This is a genomic window from Mesorhizobium sp. B2-3-2, from assembly GCF_006442295.1.
Lineage (GTDB): Bacteria > Pseudomonadota > Alphaproteobacteria > Rhizobiales > Rhizobiaceae > Mesorhizobium.
The window spans coordinates 33,015-48,320 of the sequence record NZ_VFWA01000006.1 but is presented as its reverse complement, the minus strand read 5'-3'; the positions used below and the strand labels follow the sequence as shown (position 1 = coordinate 48,320).

Here is a 15,306-nt window from a genome sequence, read left to right as displayed (position 1 = left end):
TCGGAGAAGGCGCTCCGCCAGACTTCCTTGTGGATGATGTTGGCGACTTTAGCCCCGCCTGACTCGGGCTCCTTTCACGTGAAGGCGTCGGGCATCGACCCCTTCTTCTTGGCGATGAAGTCCTTCAGCGCTTCATCGATCGCCGGATCGAGATGCGGCGCCTCATAAGATTCCAGCCAGCGGCGGGCGAGTTCGTTGGCGCGCTGCGGCGCGGTCTTCTCGCCTTCGGCCAGCCACTGCTCGTAGGAATTATTGTCGGCGATGTTGGAGCGATAGAAGGCGGTCTGGAAATTCGCCTGCGTGTGGTCGCAGCCGAGATAATGGCTGCCCGGCCCGACCTGGCGGATGGCGTCCATCGCCTGGCCGTTTTCCGACAGGTCGACGCCTTCGGAGAACTTCTGCGTCATGCCGAGCTGGTCGATATCCATCATGAATTTTTCGTAGCAGGACGCCAGTCCGCCCTCGAGCCAGCCGGCCGAGTGGAGGACGAAATTGGTACCGGCAAGAATGGTCGAGTTCAGCGTGTTGGCACTTTCATAGGCTGCCTGTGCGTCGGGGATTTTCGAGGCGCAGAGCGAACCGCCGGTGCGGAATGGCAGGCCGAGGCGCCGTGCGAGCTGTGCGGCGCCGTAGGATACCAGCGACGGCTCCGGCGTGCCGAAGGTCGGCGCGCCCGACTGCATCGAGATCGACGAGGCGAACGTGCCGAACAGCACCGGCGCGCCCGGCCGGATCAGCTGCGTGAACGAAGCGCCGGCAAGCACCTCGGCCAGCACCTGGGTTAGCGTGCCGGCGACCGTCACCGGGCTCATCGCGCCGGCGAGGATGAATGGCGTGACGATGCAGGCCTGGTTGTGGCGCGCATAGACCTTCAGCGCGCCAAGCATGGTCTCGTCGAACACCATCGGCGAGTTGGCGTTGATCAGGCTGGTCAGGACCGTGTTGTTTTCGACGAAGTCGTCGCCGAACACCAGCTTGGCCATGGCGACCGTGTCCTCGGCACGTTCCGGCGCGGTGACCGAACCCATGAACGGCTTGTCGGAATATCTGATGTGCGCGTAGATCATGTCGAGATGGCGCTTGTTGACCGGCACGTCGACCGGCTCGCACACGGTGCCCCCCGAATGGTGGATGGAAGGCGCCATATAGGCGAGCTTCACGAAATTCTGGAAATCCTCGATCGTTGCGTAACGCCTGACGCCGTCGAGGTCGCGCACGAAGGGCGGTCCGTAGACCGGGGCGAAGACGGTAGCATTGCCGCCGATCTGCACCGAGCGTTCGGAATTGCGGGCATGCTGGGTGTAGATGGAGGGCGCGGTCTTCAAGAGCGACCGGCAGAGCCCCTTCGGGAAATGCACGCGCTCGCCCTTGACGTCGGCGCCCGCCTCTTTCCACAGCTGCAACGCCTCCGCATCGTCGCGGAAGATGATGCCGATTTCTTCGAGCACCGTGTCGGTGTTCTTCTCGATCAGTGCCAGGCCTTCCTCGTCGAGCACTTCATAGACGTTGATCTTGCGCTTGATGTAGGTGAGCTGGGTGCCGGGACCGCCGCCCGAACGCGCCGCCCGCCTTGCCGCCGCCCCGCCGCTGGCGCCGCGTCCACGTCGCGCGTTTGACGCTTCCTGGTCCACTGCCGCGTGTTCGCTCATGATCGTTCTTCCCTGAATTTGGACCGGCTTGATTAGCGCCCGGCCCGGAACCGTTGTGGCCGCCTATCGCGGCTTCCGGCGGATCGTAGCCATGCACCCTATTCGAAACGGCCCGTCCGCGCCAACGCCTGTCGCAAAATCGACAAGAAAACCGATAGATTTTTCAGTCGCTTTCCTTTTGCGGGAAGTCGCAAATCAGCTATGGATACCCGCCCCTCGCGGGTTAGGTATTGGCGCGTTGATTTTAAGCTGCCATGGTCGTTCCCGGCAGCAAGGAGCCTGAGAAACAATGTCCGACGACGAGATCATCCTCTCCGAGCTTTCCGACGACGAGTTGGTGCAGCAGATGCACGACGATCTCTATGACGGTCTGAAAGAAGAGATCGAGGAAGGCACCAACATCCTTCTCGAGCGCGGCTGGGCGCCTTACAAGGTGCTGACCGAGGCGCTGGTGGAGGGCATGCGCATCGTCGGCGAGGATTTTCGCGACGGCATCCTGTTCGTTCCCGAAGTGTTGTTGTCGGCCAATGCGATGAAGGCCGGCATGGCCATCCTGCGCCCGCTGCTCGCCGCCACCGGCGCGCCCAAGCAGGGCAAGATGGTGATCGGCACCGTCAAGGGCGACATCCACGACATCGGCAAGAACCTCGTCGGCATGATGATGGAAGGCGCCGGCTTCGACGTCATTGACCTTGGCATCAACAATGCGGTCGAGAAATATCTCGATGCCATCGAGCAGCACCAGCCGGACATTATCGGCATGTCGGCGCTGCTGACCACGACCATGCCCTACATGAAGGTCGTCATCGACACGATGAAGGAAAAGGGCATCCGCGACGACTACGTCGTCCTCGTCGGAGGCGCGCCGCTGAACGAGGAATTCGGCAAGGCGGTCGGCGCCGACGCCTATTGCCGCGATGCCGCTGTGGCGGTCGAGACGGCCAAGGACTACATGAAGCGCAAACACAATGTGCGCGCTTCCGCCTGATAGAAGGCAAGGCAGACGCTCGACAAAGGAAGAGCCGCGCCTTGCAGCGCGGCTTTTTTGTTCCCAGATGTTGGGAGCAGCGGCGGTCAGGGTTTCTTGACGGTATCGTCAACGGCCTTGGCGGTAGACTTGATATCCCTGCCGACGCCGCGAACGGTGTTGGCACAGGCCGAAAGGGCCAGGGCACAAGCCAGGATTGCGATTGGCGCAATGCGTAACAGTTTCATCGACGGTTTATCCCTCTCTCGGTAGATCGCCCCACAGCAACGAAAGCCGGCTCGGCTGGTTTCATGAAGATGCCCAGACCCCAGCAGAATCAAGCGGACAAGCTGCTCATCATCGCCTGCGGGATGATTGCGCGCGAGGTGTTGGCCGTCAAGGAACAGCTCGGGCTTCATCACCTCGAATTGACATGCCTTCCGGCCGAGTTTCATTTCTATCCGGACCGCATCGCGCCGGCGATGGACAAGGCCATCGAAAAGGCTAAGGCGGAAGGCTACAGCAACATCTTCGTCGGTTACGCCGATTGCGGCACCGGCGGCCTGCTCGATCGGGTCTGCGAGAAGCATGGCGTCGAACGCATGGCCGGTCCGCATTGCTTCGCCTTCTACCAGGGCATGGATGCCTATGCGAAGGTCGCCGACGACGACATGATGTCCTTCTACATGACCGATTTCCTCTGCCGCCAGTTCGACGCCTTCTTCATGAAGCCGCTCGGCCTCGACAGGCATCCGGAGCTGATCAAGGACTATTTCGGCAATTACGAGAAGCTGATCTACCTGGCCCAGACCGACGATCCGGAGCTCGACAAGGTCGCGGAAAAGGCCGCGAAACTGCTTGGCCTCGTCTATGAGCGGCGCGCAACAGGCTATGGAGACCTGACGGCCGGGCTAGCCAAGGCCGCGGCTGACATCTGACGCCGGCTGGGCTGCGGCCCTCCTGCGCGGCGATTGGCGATTATCGCCCTTCCCAAGGCAAAGACAGGACGGATCGCCGCCTCCTACTGGAGAATGGCCTTGATCTGTTCCCAGGCCAATTGCCTTAATTTGGATCGCAGCGTCGTTTCATTGCTAAGCACTGATGACAGCCTGCCGCGAATGGGTAAATTGCGCGCCAGCCATCTAAAGGCGCCGTCCAGCGGTCGGCTGCCGGACACCGACGAGGAATGCCGATGACCCTTCGCCCGATGCTTGCCGTTGCCGGCCTTCTCTGCTGCACCTTACCCGCCCTTGCCGACGGCGAGGTGCAGAAGCTGATCACCGCCGCCGACAAGGCGCGGCTGGACAAATATGGCGAGACGCGCAAGGCGGCTCTTGCCGAGGCGAAGGCGGGCAATCCTGGCGAGGTCAGGCAGCTCGATGCCTTGCTGGCCAAGCCGCTGGTTGCTTTCTCCGACAAGGACCTCACCGGCAAATGGCAATGCCGCACCATCAAGGTGGGCGGGCTGGGCCCGCTCGTTATCTATGGCTGGTTCAAATGCAGGGTGACCGACGACGGCTCCGGCTGGCGGCTGGAAAAGCTCACCGGCTCGCAGCGCACCAAGGGCCGCTTCTTCGACGACGGCGAAAAGCGCGCGATCTATCTCGGTTCCGGTTCCGTCAACAACGACCAGGCAAAACCCTATGGCAGCGGTCCTCGGACAGACCAGGTCGGCTACGCCTTCCGCAATAGCGACGGGGAATGGCGCATCGAGTTCCCCGCTCCCTATTACGAATCGAAGCTTGACATCATGGAGTTCAAGCGCTGAGCGGAGCCTTCCTGCCGGCTCCGGCATACCAAGGATTAACCCGCCTCGCCTAAGGTCCGGCCGTGGCAGTTGGTCCCAGGGGTGGCAAGATCAATGGCAATACCGGAAACCAATCCGAGACCGATCGTGGTCGTCACCGGGGGTGGCGCGCATGTATGGGCAATGGTCAACGCCATTGCCGACCGTGTCGGCCCTGTCAGCGTCATCCTGGAAGTCCCTGAATCGAAAAAGCGATTGCTGCTTGGCCGTGCCCGCCGCCAGGGCTGGTTGCAGGCCATCGGCCAGCTCGGCACGATGGTGCTGAGCAGGCTGGGCAAGCGGCTCTACGCCAGCCATGCCGCCCGGTTGATTGCGCAGGAGAAGCTCGAGACCGAGCCACGGCCGGGCCAGGAGATCATCCATGTTGCCTCGGCCAACGGCCCGGAGTGCCTCGCGGCGATCCGGAAGATCCAGCCCGGTGTTGTCCTGCTTAACGGCTGCCGGCTGTTGTCAAAGGACATGTTGGGCAGGATCCCATGCCCGGTGCTCAACTACCACGCCGGCATCACGCCGAAATATCGCGGCATGAATGGCGGCTATTGGGCGCTGGCATCGGGAGATGCCGCGAATTTCGGTACCACTGTGCATCTGGTCGATGCCGGCGTGGACACGGGCGGCGTGCTGAAGCAGGCGCGCGGCAAGCCCAAACAAGGCGACACGATCTCAAGCTATGCGCTGCGCCAGACGGCGTTTTCGCGCGACATCTGCGTCGAGGCGGTCAGCGATGCGCTTGCCGGAAAACTGACGACGTTCGATCCAGGCCTGCCGTCGAAGCAATGGTACCATCCGACGATCTGGTATTACCTCTGGACGGGGTTCAGAACCGGCATCTGGTAGCGCATTCCTCGTCCGGCGCCGCGTGCCGAAGGCAGGGCTATCCCAACGTCTCGAGCCTGCCGACGCGCAAGCCGGTACGAATAAACGCGCCTTTCATTTTACGACATCCAAATGCGTCGCTTTTGAATGCGCGCGCGTCGTCCCATAACAAGCGACCCAATTGCGCATGCGGCAATGCTCGCAGATCGAGGAGTGAGAATTCATGGCCGATCTGATCGTCGTCTACTGGCGCGATATCCCTGCCCAGGTCATCGTCAGGAAAGGCCGCCAGAACGCCAAGCGCGAACTGCCGTTGCGCTTTACCGAGGCGATCGACATGTGCGCCATGCGGACCGGCGCGGGCGGCACGGACGACTATCTGGCCGAATGGCGCAAGGCCGATCCGGTTCCGGTCGGCGACGACCTCGAAGCCGAGGTCGAGAAGGCATTCCAGGAGATCGACGCGAAATATGACCGCGAGCGGCTGGTCGCTCTGGTGAAGGCGGGCGGCAAAGAAAATGTCTGAAACCATTCCCGCCAAGGAGAGCCCGGCGGCGCTCCAGCCGGTCACCCAGGCCACCCTGGTCAAGAAGGCAGCACCGAAATCGGACTACAAGCCGGCCGACGTGTCGCCGCAGCGGCGCGTGCAGCGCTCCTTCGCGGTGAGATTGTGGTCGGTCCGGCACTCGCGCCTGCTCGAATGGTTCTATGCCCGCTTCGCCGACACGTTCCTTCTGCTGCATCCCTTGTGGAAAGGCATCGGCTACAGCCGTGTCGAGGCCCCGGTGAAATTTGTCGAAAAGCGCGTCAAGGGCTTCATGTTCGACTGCCGCATGTGCGGCCAGTGCATCCTGTCCTCGACCGGCATGTCGTGCCCCATGAACTGCCCAAAACAGCTGCGCAACGGCCCCTGCGGCGGCGTGCGCGCCAACGGCAATTGCGAGGTCGAGCCTGACATGCCTTGCGTCTGGGTCAAGGCCTGGGAAGGCTCGCGCAACATGGAGCACGGCGACAGGATTCTTGCGGTGCAGAAGCCGGTCGACCAGTCGCTGCGCGAAACGTCCGCCTGGCTGCGCGTCACCGCGCAGGCGGCAGCGGCCCGTGAAGCCGCCGCCGATGCGAAGACCGGAGCGACCGCATGATCGCCCGCCAGCGTGACGAGAACCCGGCCGGCATCCATCTGCCGCTCGACCCCTTGCCCGGCCACACCTCGCGCGGCCGGCTCGAACGCGTCCTGCGACGCGGTGAATTCGCGGTCACCACCGAGCTCAACCCGCCCGACAGCGCCGATCCCGAAGACGTCTACAACAGGGCGAAGATATTCGACGGCTGGGTCGACGCCATCAACGCCGTCGATGCGTCGGGCGCCAATTGCCACATGTCGTCGGTCGGCATCTGCGCGCTCCTGACCCGCATGGGCTATGCCCCGATCATGCAGATCGCCTGCCGGGACAAGAACCGCATCGCCATCCAAGGCGACGTGCTGGGCGGGGCTGCCATGGGCGTCGCCAACATGCTGTGCCTGACAGGCGATGGCGTACAGGCCGGCGACCAGCCCGGCGCCAAGCCGGTGTTCGACCTCGATTCCATGTCGCTGCTCGAAACCATCCGCATCATGCGCGACAACGGCAAGTTCCTGTCCGGCCGCAAGCTCACCACGCCGCCGCAGCTGTTCCTCGGCGCGGCCGTCAATCCGTTCGCACCGCCCTTCGACTTCCGCCCGATCCATCTCGGCAAGAAGATCGCCGCCGGCGCTCAGTTCGTTCAAACGCAGTATTGTTTTGACGTGCCGATGTTCAGGACCTTCATGCAGAAGGCACGCGATCTCGGCCACACGGAGAAAGTGTTCGTCCTGTGCGGTGTCGGACCGCTCGCCTCGGCCAAGACCGCCAAATGGATCCGCTCCAACGTGCCCGGAATCCATATTCCCGATACCGTCATCAAGCGGCTGGAAGGCGCCCAGGACCAGAAGAAGGAAGGCAAGCAGCTCTGCATCGACATCATCAACGAGGTGAAGGAAATCCCGGGCGTTTCGGGCATCCATGTGATGGCTTACCGCCAGGAGGAGTATGTCGCCGAGATCGTCGATGAATCGGGCGTGCTGAAGGGCCGGCAGCCCTGGAAGCGCGAGATCCGCCGCGACGACCAGATGGTCGCCGACCGGCTCGACCATATCCTGCACGACGATGTTACCGAAACCCAGGTGGACATGGTGAAGACCGCGCATTGACTTGCGCGGAGAACCACCATTCGCTTGATCGACAAGAGATAACGATATAAAGAACTCTTTATATCACGACGGAGAGATTTCATGACCCGGACCATCGTTGCCTCGGCGACACGAGAAATCATCATCGGCTTCGACCAGCCCTTCTGCGTGATTGGCGAGCGCATCAACCCGACCGGCCGCAAGAAACTCGCCGCCGAGATGGTCGCCGGTAATTTCGAAACCGTCATCAACGACGCGCTGGAACAGGCCGCTTGCGGCGCCACCATGCTCGACGTCAATGCCGGCGTCACCGCCGTCGACCCCAACGCGACCGAGCCGGCATTGCTGGTGCAGACGCTGGAGATCGTCCAGGGCCTGGTCGACCTGCCGCTGTCGATCGACTCCTCGGTTACGGCCGCTATCGAGGCGGCACTCAAGGTCGCCAAGGGCCGCCCGCTGGTCAACTCCGTCACCGGCGAGGAGGAAAAACTCGAAGCCATCCTGCCGCTGATCAAGAAATACAACGTGCCGGTCGTCGCCATCTCCAATGACGAGACCGGCATTTCGATGGATCCGGACGTTCGTTTCGCCGTCGCCAAGAAAATCGTGCAGCGCTGCGCCGATTTCGGCATTCCCGCCCATGACGTCGTCGTCGATCCGCTGGTCATGCCGATCGGCGCGCTGGGAGATGCCGGCCGCCAGGTGTTCGCGCTGCTGCGGCGCCTGCGCGAGGAACTGAAGGTCAACACCACATGCGGCCTGTCCAACATCTCCTTCGGCCTGCCGCACCGCCACGGCATCAACGCCGCCTTCATCCCGATGGTGATCGGCGCCGGCATGACATCGGCGATCATGAACCCGGTGCGCCCGCAGGAAATGGAGGCCGTGCGCGGCGCCAACGTTCTGAACGGCACCGACGAGAATTGCACCAACTGGATTCGCACCTATAAGGATTACAAGCCGGCCGAAGGCGGCCAGGCGGTCGCCGCACCGACGGCGGTCAATGCACCAGGCGAAGGCGGCGGCAATGGCGGTCGCCGTCGTGGCGGCCGTGAAGCCCGCATGGCAAGGGGATAAGCGCGCAATCGTGAATTCGCATACCAACATCACCGATCCGCTCGTGCTGTTCATGCCGTCGGGCAAGCGCGGGCGGTTTCCGGTCGGCACGCCGGTGCTCGACGCCGCGCGCCAGCTCGGCGTCTATGTCGAAAGCGTGTGCGGCGGGCGCGCCACTTGCGGGCGCTGCCAGGTCGAGGTTCAGGAAGGCAATTTCGCCAAGCACAAGATCGTCTCCTCCAACGACCACATCTCGCCCAAGGGCCCGAAGGAAGAGCGCTATGAGCGCGTGCGCGGCCTGCCGGAACGGCGCCGCCTCTCCTGCTCGGCGCAGATCCTCGGCGACCTCGTCATCGACGTGCCGCAGGACACGGTCATCAACGCACAGACCATCCGCAAGGATGCCGACACCAGGGTAATCGCGCGCGATACGGCGATCCGCATGTGCTATGTCGAGATCGAAGAACCCGACATGCACAATCCGTCAGGCGACCTCGACCGGCTCAAGATCGCGCTGATGAAGGACTGGAACTTCAAGAACCTCGAATTCGATTTCTATTTGCTGCCGCAGGTGCAGGGCATCTTGCGCAAGGGCAACTGGACCGCGACCGCCGCCATCCACAAGGATGCCGACAGCGACATCGCGCGCGTCATCGCTTTGTGGCCTGGCCTCAAGAACGAGGCCTATGGGCTGGCTTGCGATATCGGTTCGACCACCATCGCCATGCATCTGGTGTCGCTGCTGTCGGGCCGTGTCGCCGCCTCCTCCGGGACGTCCAACCCGCAGATCCGCTTCGGCGAGGATCTGATGAGCCGCGTCTCCTATGTGATGATGAACCCGGATGGCCGCGAGGGCATGACGGTCGCCGTGCGCGAGGCGATCTCCGGCCTTGTCGACAAGGTCTGCGCCGAAGGCAATGTCCAGCGCAACGACATCCTGGATTCCGTCTTCGTCGGCAATCCGATCATGCACCATCTGTTCCTCGGCATCGATCCGACCGAACTCGGCGGCGCCCCCTTCGCGCTCGCCGTCTCCGGCGCGGTGCGCATCAAGGCCTCGGATATCGGCCTCAAGCTCAACCCGGGCGCACGCCTCTACATGCTGCCCTGCATCGCCGGCCATGTCGGCGCCGACGCGGCGGCGGTGACGCTGTCGGAGGGCCCGCATCGCCAGGACGAGATGATGCTGATCGTCGACGTCGGCACCAATGCCGAGATCGTGCTCGGCAATCGTGCGCGGGTCGTGGCCGCTTCCTCGCCCACCGGTCCGGCCTTCGAAGGCGCCGAAATCTCCGGCGGCCAGCGCGCCGCGCCCGGCGCCATCGAGCGCGTGCGCATCGATCCCGAGACGCTGGAGCCGAAATACCGCGTCATCGGCTCTGAACTGTGGTCCGACGAGCCGGGGTTCCTCGACAGCGTGCAGGCGACCGGCGTCACCGGCATTTGCGGCTCCGGCATCATCGAGATCGTAGCGGAGATGTATCTGGCCGGCATCATTTCCGAAGACGGCGTCGTCGACGGATCACTCAGCATGCGCTCGCCGCGTATCATCGCCAACGGCCGCACCTTCTCCTACGTGCTGAAGGAAGGCGAGCCAAAGATCACCATCACCCAGACCGACGTGCGCGCCATCCAGCTCGCCAAGGCAGCGCTTTATGCCGGCACCAAGCTGTTGATGGAAAAGCAGAACACCGAGCATGTCGACCGCATCCACTTCGCCGGCGCCTTCGGCTCCTTCATCGATCCGAAATACGCTATGGTGCTGGGCCTGATCCCCGATTGCGACCTCGACAAGGTCTCGGCCGTCGGCAACGCCGCCGGCGCGGGTGCGCGCATGGCGCTGCTCAATCGCGGCTATCGTCGCGAGATCGAGGAGACGGTTAGCCAGATCGAGAAGATCGAGACCGCACTGGAGCCCAAATTCCAGGAGCACTTCGTCTATGCGATGGCGCTGCCGAACAAGGTCGATCCGTTCCCGAAACTGTCGGCGGCGGTGAAACTGCCGCCGCGCAAGACAGTGAGCGAAGACGGCATCGCCGGCGACGCCACCCCGCGCCGGCGCTCGCGCGAAGGCCACGCCGCGCGACGTGGCCGGGAATAGCATGGGCATGCGAGCAGGATGACAGGCACTATCTGACGCCCATCTTCCGCCGGCATCGAACGCCCATTTCATTTGTATGCAAATGTTTCCGGATTGACTGATCCGGAAACCAAATCACCGTTTTCGCGAAATCCGACCGATACATGGCAGGCGCATTTACCCGGCATCGAACGGCGGCCGAAGATAATCCTCGGCCGCCGCCGTTCTTCAAGGGAGATGAAAATGTCGATGTTTGAAAATCTCGGCCGCTACGGTGCGACCATCAGGCAGGCCCGTGCCAGGAACAAGGCCGTCCGCGCCCTGAACAGCCTGCCGGCGCACGTCCAGAAGGACATCGGCTGGCCGGCCTCGCCGCCCAGCGACCCGCAGGCGGCGCTTTCCGCTCTGCTTTTGGGCTTTGCGCGCTGATGACCTTCGCCGAAAAGTGCAAACTGCTCGGCACGCGCCGGAGCCCGCGCGGGGCTCCGGCCGTCACCAGCAACCGCCTGCGCGCAGCCCTTCTGCCGCAGCGCTGATCCCTCCCGCGAGAAATGCGGGGCCGATCACAGCGACGTGTGCACACAGCGCAAATCTTGACATCTTCGACCAGGGCACGATCTTCAAATATGAAGGGGACTTCTCTTAGTCGGCTGCCGCCGAAACCCGTGTATCCGCATGCCAAGTTTGAAAAGCCACGTCGTGTCCTTCGTGCTCAGGCACAGTCGCAAGAAGGCGTTTTCCAGCCCGGAAAACCTGCAGCGCTGGATCGCTGCGGCGCGCCGGACGGAGGACCATCACCCTCCGGCGTCAGTGCAGCAGCGCTTCAACATCGAGACACGCACCGTCGACGGCTTTCCCGTCTACGAGATCGCCCCAAAGGCCGGCGAGCGGAAGCGGATTCTCTATCTGCACGGCGGCGCCTATGTCTTTGAAATCACACCCTATCATTGGCACCTGATCGCCGACATGGCCGACCGGCTGGGCTATGCCTTTACGGTGCCCATCTATCCCATCGCGCCCGAGCATGACTTCCACGCCATGTTCGGCATGGTCGGCGACGTCTATCGCCGGATGCTCGGCGAGACGGAGGCGGAAGACATCATCTTCATGGGCGATTCCGCCGGCGGCAACATGGCCGTGGTGCTCACCATGATGGCCGCCGAAGAAGGCCTGCCCTTGCCGTCGCGCCATGTGCTGATCTCACCCGGGCTCGACGTCTCGCTTGCAAACCCCGAGGTGTTCGAGGCGGAGCGGAACGATCCCTGGCTCGGCATCGCGGGCGGACGGGAGGCTATCCGGCTCTACAGTGCCGGAATACATCCGACGGACTGGCATATCAGCCCCGTCTATGGCGACCTCTCGGTGCTGCCCAGGACATTGCTCCTGACGGGCTCTCGCGATCTTCTCACGCCCGACAATCTGATCTTCGCACAAAAGGCGCGGGCCGCCGGCGTCGAGGTAGAGCTCGTCCACGAGGAAGGCATGTTCCACGTCTGGCCGCTGATCGACATGCCGGAATCACGCCGCGCGCGCGAACGGATCGTGGCGTTTCTGACCGAGAACCCCTCGCCCCTTGTTGAAGGCGCCGGCGCAAGCTTCGAAGCGCCGTCCGCCGAGGCTTCGGGGCTGAGCCTCCAGTCGGAGCACCCTAGCTGATCAGAACTTGCCGGTTTCCCGGAAGACTTCGAACGTCGCGCGAATGTGGTCGGCCACCGCCTTGACCGGCGCGCTGGCATCCGGCGCTACCACCATGGCGAGGTTATAGGTGCCGATATCGGGCATGCCGTCCTTGGGGCAGAGCTCGACCATGTCGTTGCCGAGGAAAGACTTTGGCAGCGGCGCCACCGCCAGATCGGACATGATGGCGGCGCGCTGGCCGGCCGTATGTGCGCTCATATAAGCGATGCGGTAGTTGCGGCCCTCGCGGCTCAGCGCTTCGAGCGCCCCTGCCCGCCAGGCGCAGCCCTCCTCCCACAGCGACACCGGCAAGGGTTCGCGCAGATGCGCGCAGCCGCCCTTGGCGCCGGCCCAGACGATCGGCTCCGTCAACAGCACCTCGGCGCCGAGCGCGCTGGTCTTGTAGGAATTGGTGAGCAGCGTGATGTCGAGCGCCCGGTCATCCATGCGCCGGCGCAGATTGCTGCTCTGGTCGATGGTGACGTCGACGGCGATCGACGGATGCGACTGCGCAAAACGCTTCAGCACATGCGGCAGCACGCGCTCGCCATAATCATCCGGCGAGCCCAGCCGCACCACGCCGACAATGTCGGGAACGATGAACTTGGACACCACCTCGCGGTTGATCGACAGCAGACGGCGGGCATAGCCCAGCAGCATTTCCCCATCTGTGGTCAGCGTCACCGAGCGCGCATCGCGCGCGAACACCGAGCGGCCCAGAATATCCTCCAGCTTCTTGATCTGCATGGAGACCGCCGACGGCGTGCGGAAGACGGCATTGGCCGCGGTGGTGAAGCTGCCGGTTTCGGCAATCGCCACGAAAGTGCGCAGCACGTCGAGGTCCAGCAGCGGCAGCGGATGATTGAGTGGGGCGTTCATGACGATCGACCTTCAATTTTTCTGATGCAAACTATCATTCCATTTCGTTTGATTGAACATCAATTCAGGCGCATAGTCAACTCCATCGAAGCAGGATGCTGCCAAGGCAGCCACGAAACGATCACGACACAGACCTGCCTTCGACATGAAATGAAGCTGAAACAGACCTGACGTAACGCATTTCTGGGCACTTCCGCCCCGACATGAGGAGATCGAAATGTCTATCCTGTCATCCATCGGTCGGCTTGCGACCGAAATCAGCGCGGCCCGCGCCCGCTACCAGACCGAACGCGCCATCCGCTCCCTGCCGATCGAGCTGCAGAAGGATATTGGCTGGCCTGAAGCGGCCGACACGAAGGCCGGCACGCGTACCGGCGTCGGATCCTGGGCTGGAGCAAAGTAAACCGTGTGTATCATGCATTGAAGGCCTGCCGCGCAAACCGCCCGGCAGGTCTTCTTGTTTTACCGACCTGTTTTGCCGTTTTATTTGCGTTCACATGAATTTCGGAGCCATGCTACCGCTGCATGGCGCATATGAACAAGCCGCATAGCGGCTTGGTTTTGAGCTAACCATCTGTAAATTATCGAAAAATCCGGGAGCGCCTGAAAAGTCTCCCGCCTTGCGTGTCGCTTTTCATATCAAGTGCTTCGCTTTTGCGATTTAGTTTTTACTTACACAAGCCTATATCCACGCCAGCAAACGAGCTGCCCCACTCCATCAAGCGAAGGCGACCCGTCTGAGCAACCGATTGGAGATGAACATGAAGCTTTTTGCCCGCCTTTTCCCTCGCCGCGAAATGAACCTGACCACGGCCCTCGAGCGCCAGCGCCTTGCCAACACCATGCCCGGCCAGACCGGCGCCATGGCTGCCGCCCGCCTTGGCTTCGTCGCCTGAACCGATGCAGGCAGCGCTCCCTCGCGCTGCCTGAATAGATGACGTCGCCCGGTTCCGCCGAGGCGGCGTTTTGTTTGTACACTCTTTGCCAGCGCTTGCGCCATGACGGCGGTGCGGCGCGGCGGCGGATTGCCCATTTGCGACGCATGTCGCAAATTAAATCTTGCTAAAGCTCCTTAGCCGATTGACAAGGATGATTTTTCCTGTTGTCGCTATGCTATTCGCGACATTCTGTTCGCGCCATGGCTGCGTGAGGTTCCCGTGAACGCCGTTAAGCATCCGATCAAGCGATCGTTTGTATTTTTCCTCATCCCCGACTTCACCATGATCGCCTTTGCGACGGCCCTCGACCCGCTGCGCTCGGCCAATCGCATGCTCGGCTACGAGGCCTATCGATGGCGCCTCGCCAGCATCGACGGCAAGCCGGTGCGCGCTTCGAACGGTGTCGAATGCGCGGTCAACACCTCGCTGGAGGAGGAGCGCAGGAAGATGGGAGGGCCGGATCGCCCCAACATGGCCATCGTCTGTAGCGGCACCAATGTCGAGCGCTACCAGAACAAGTCCGCCTTTGCCTGGCTGCGCGAGGAATACAATCGCGGCGTCTCCGTCGGCGGCCTGTGCACCGGAGCGCATGTCCTGGCCGCTGCCGGCCTGTTGTCCAACAAGCGCTGCGCCATCCATTGGGAGAACCTGCCAGGCTTTTCCGAGGCATTCCCGAAAGCCAATGTCTTTGCCGACCTGTTCGAGATCGACCAGAACATCTACACCTGCGCCGGCGGCACCGCCGCGCTCGACATGATGCTGAAGCTGATCGGCGACGATTTCGACGAGAATCTCGTCAACCGCGTCTGCGAACAGGTGCTGACCGACCGCGTGCGCAGCCCCACCGACCGCCAGCGCCTGCCGCTGCGCGCCCGGCTCGGCGTACAGAACTCGAAAGTGCTGACCATCATCGAACTGATGGAAGGCAATCTGTCGGAGCCGCTGTCGCTGATCGAGATCGCCGACCATGTCGACCTGTCGCGTCGCCAGATCGAGCGGCTGTTCCGCACCGAGATGGGACGCTCGCCGGCCCGTTATTACCTCGAAATCCGCCTCGACCGTGCAAGGCATCTCTTGATCCAGTCCTCGATGCCGGTGGTCGAGGTGGCGGTCGCCTGCGGCTTCGTCTCGGCCTCGCATTTCTCGAAATGCTACCGCGAGCTCTACGCCCGCTCGCCGCAGCAGGAACGCGTCGACCGCAAGCAGCTGCTGGCGGCGTAGAGGCGCG

Annotated in this window: 16 protein-coding genes; 14 read left to right on the top strand and 2 right to left on the bottom strand. The window is 62.7% G+C overall.

Annotated features, from left to right (window positions below; translation table 11 throughout):
- Positions 1-74 precede the first annotated feature (74 nt).
- Positions 75-1,649, bottom strand: a complete 1,575-nt coding sequence (locus tag FJ964_RS16440; protein WP_140551360.1) for a trimethylamine methyltransferase family protein — start codon at positions 1,647-1,649, stop codon at positions 75-77.
- Positions 1,650-1,938: 289 nt separating this feature from the next.
- Between FJ964_RS16440 and FJ964_RS16435 the strand changes: the two genes are divergently transcribed.
- The 11 genes from FJ964_RS16435 (at position 1,939) to FJ964_RS16380 (ending at position 12,240) form a co-directional block, all read left to right on the top strand.
- Complete coding sequence (locus FJ964_RS16435; RefSeq protein WP_140551359.1) at positions 1,939-2,637, top strand: B12-binding domain-containing protein; 699 nt, start codon at positions 1,939-1,941, stop codon at positions 2,635-2,637.
- 290 nt (positions 2,638-2,927) lie between these two features.
- Positions 2,928-3,554 (top strand): DUF1638 domain-containing protein, encoded by a 627-nt coding sequence (locus FJ964_RS16425; RefSeq protein WP_140551358.1) that lies wholly within the window; start codon positions 2,928-2,930, stop codon positions 3,552-3,554.
- A 254-nt stretch (positions 3,555-3,808) separates the two neighbouring features.
- Positions 3,809-4,384: a DUF4893 domain-containing protein gene (locus FJ964_RS16420; RefSeq protein ID WP_140551357.1), complete on the top strand. Its 576-nt coding sequence runs from the start codon at positions 3,809-3,811 to the stop codon at positions 4,382-4,384.
- Positions 4,385-4,477: 93 nt separating this feature from the next.
- A complete protein-coding gene (locus tag FJ964_RS16415) occupies positions 4,478-5,260 on the top strand; it encodes a formyl transferase (RefSeq protein WP_140551356.1) in 783 nt (260 codons plus the stop codon).
- Between the two features lie 202 nt (positions 5,261-5,462).
- On the top strand, positions 5,463-5,765 hold the full coding sequence (locus FJ964_RS16410) for a virulence factor (RefSeq protein ID WP_140551355.1): 303 nt from the start codon (positions 5,463-5,465) through the stop codon (positions 5,763-5,765).
- Positions 5,758-6,381 (top strand): methylenetetrahydrofolate reductase C-terminal domain-containing protein, encoded by a 624-nt coding sequence (locus FJ964_RS16405; protein WP_140551354.1) that lies wholly within the window; start codon positions 5,758-5,760, stop codon positions 6,379-6,381. Before FJ964_RS16410 ends, FJ964_RS16405 begins: the two co-directional genes overlap by 8 nt.
- The gene (locus FJ964_RS16400; protein ID WP_140551353.1) at positions 6,378-7,469 is read left to right on the top strand and encodes a methylenetetrahydrofolate reductase; all 1,092 of its coding nucleotides are present in this window, start codon (positions 6,378-6,380) and stop codon (positions 7,467-7,469) included. The genes FJ964_RS16405 and FJ964_RS16400 overlap by 4 nt, the downstream gene beginning before the upstream one ends.
- An 81-nt stretch (positions 7,470-7,550) precedes the next feature.
- A complete protein-coding gene (locus FJ964_RS16395; protein ID WP_140551352.1) occupies positions 7,551-8,525 on the top strand; it encodes a methyltetrahydrofolate cobalamin methyltransferase in 975 nt (324 codons plus the stop codon).
- Entirely contained in the window at positions 8,476-10,605 is a 2,130-nt protein-coding gene (locus FJ964_RS16390; RefSeq protein ID WP_140551351.1) for an ASKHA domain-containing protein, read from the top strand. The genes FJ964_RS16395 and FJ964_RS16390 overlap by 50 nt, the downstream gene beginning before the upstream one ends.
- 222 nt (positions 10,606-10,827) lie before the next feature.
- The gene (locus FJ964_RS30990) at positions 10,828-11,013 is read left to right on the top strand and encodes a hypothetical protein (protein ID WP_181172499.1); all 186 of its coding nucleotides are present in this window, start codon (positions 10,828-10,830) and stop codon (positions 11,011-11,013) included.
- 246 nt (positions 11,014-11,259) lie between these two features.
- Positions 11,260-12,240: an alpha/beta hydrolase gene (locus tag FJ964_RS16380; protein WP_140551350.1), complete on the top strand. Its 981-nt coding sequence runs from the start codon at positions 11,260-11,262 to the stop codon at positions 12,238-12,240.
- On the opposite strand, the gene FJ964_RS16375 is transcribed toward FJ964_RS16380, so the two are convergent.
- Entirely contained in the window at positions 12,241-13,140 is a 900-nt protein-coding gene (locus tag FJ964_RS16375; RefSeq protein WP_140551349.1) for a LysR substrate-binding domain-containing protein, read from the bottom strand.
- 217 nt (positions 13,141-13,357) lie between these two features.
- On the opposite strand from FJ964_RS16375, the gene FJ964_RS16370 reads away from it, so the two are divergent.
- The 3 genes from FJ964_RS16370 (at position 13,358) to FJ964_RS16360 (ending at position 15,299) form a co-directional block, all read left to right on the top strand.
- Positions 13,358-13,543: a hypothetical protein gene (locus tag FJ964_RS16370; RefSeq protein WP_140551348.1), complete on the top strand. Its 186-nt coding sequence runs from the start codon at positions 13,358-13,360 to the stop codon at positions 13,541-13,543.
- A 358-nt stretch (positions 13,544-13,901) separates the two neighbouring features.
- On the top strand, positions 13,902-14,036 hold the full coding sequence (locus FJ964_RS31665; RefSeq protein ID WP_127853696.1) for a hypothetical protein: 135 nt from the start codon (positions 13,902-13,904) through the stop codon (positions 14,034-14,036).
- A 261-nt stretch (positions 14,037-14,297) separates the two neighbouring features.
- A complete protein-coding gene (locus FJ964_RS16360; protein WP_140495642.1) occupies positions 14,298-15,299 on the top strand; it encodes a GlxA family transcriptional regulator in 1,002 nt (333 codons plus the stop codon).
- Positions 15,300-15,306 lie beyond the last annotated feature (7 nt).

What these genes read in the sequence shown, in the direction of transcription:
- FJ964_RS16405 (WP_140551354.1), top strand. Translation starts at nt 5,758, where the DNA reads ATGTCTGAAACCATTCCCGCCAAGGAGAGCCCGGCGGCGCTCCAGCCG.
- FJ964_RS16400 (WP_140551353.1), top strand. Translation starts at nt 6,378, where the DNA reads ATGATCGCCCGCCAGCGTGACGAGAACCCGGCCGGCATCCATCTGCCG.
- FJ964_RS16440 (WP_140551360.1), bottom strand. Translation starts at nt 1,649, where the DNA reads ATGAGCGAACACGCGGCAGTGGACCAGGAAGCGTCAAACGCGCGACGT.
- FJ964_RS16435 (WP_140551359.1), top strand. Translation starts at nt 1,939, where the DNA reads ATGTCCGACGACGAGATCATCCTCTCCGAGCTTTCCGACGACGAGTTG.
- FJ964_RS31665 (WP_127853696.1), top strand. Translation starts at nt 13,902, where the DNA reads ATGAAGCTTTTTGCCCGCCTTTTCCCTCGCCGCGAAATGAACCTGACC.
- FJ964_RS16425 (WP_140551358.1), top strand. Translation starts at nt 2,928, where the DNA reads ATGAAGATGCCCAGACCCCAGCAGAATCAAGCGGACAAGCTGCTCATC.
- FJ964_RS16390 (WP_140551351.1), top strand. Translation starts at nt 8,476, where the DNA reads ATGGCGGTCGCCGTCGTGGCGGCCGTGAAGCCCGCATGGCAAGGGGAT.
- FJ964_RS16395 (WP_140551352.1), top strand. Translation starts at nt 7,551, where the DNA reads ATGACCCGGACCATCGTTGCCTCGGCGACACGAGAAATCATCATCGGC.
- FJ964_RS16415 (WP_140551356.1), top strand. Translation starts at nt 4,478, where the DNA reads ATGGCAATACCGGAAACCAATCCGAGACCGATCGTGGTCGTCACCGGG.
- FJ964_RS30990 (WP_181172499.1), top strand. Translation starts at nt 10,828, where the DNA reads ATGTCGATGTTTGAAAATCTCGGCCGCTACGGTGCGACCATCAGGCAG.
- FJ964_RS16420 (WP_140551357.1), top strand. Translation starts at nt 3,809, where the DNA reads ATGACCCTTCGCCCGATGCTTGCCGTTGCCGGCCTTCTCTGCTGCACC.
- FJ964_RS16410 (WP_140551355.1), top strand. Translation starts at nt 5,463, where the DNA reads ATGGCCGATCTGATCGTCGTCTACTGGCGCGATATCCCTGCCCAGGTC.
- FJ964_RS16375 (WP_140551349.1), bottom strand. Translation starts at nt 13,140, where the DNA reads ATGAACGCCCCACTCAATCATCCGCTGCCGCTGCTGGACCTCGACGTG.
- FJ964_RS16370 (WP_140551348.1), top strand. Translation starts at nt 13,358, where the DNA reads ATGTCTATCCTGTCATCCATCGGTCGGCTTGCGACCGAAATCAGCGCG.
- FJ964_RS16380 (WP_140551350.1), top strand. Translation starts at nt 11,260, where the DNA reads ATGCCAAGTTTGAAAAGCCACGTCGTGTCCTTCGTGCTCAGGCACAGT.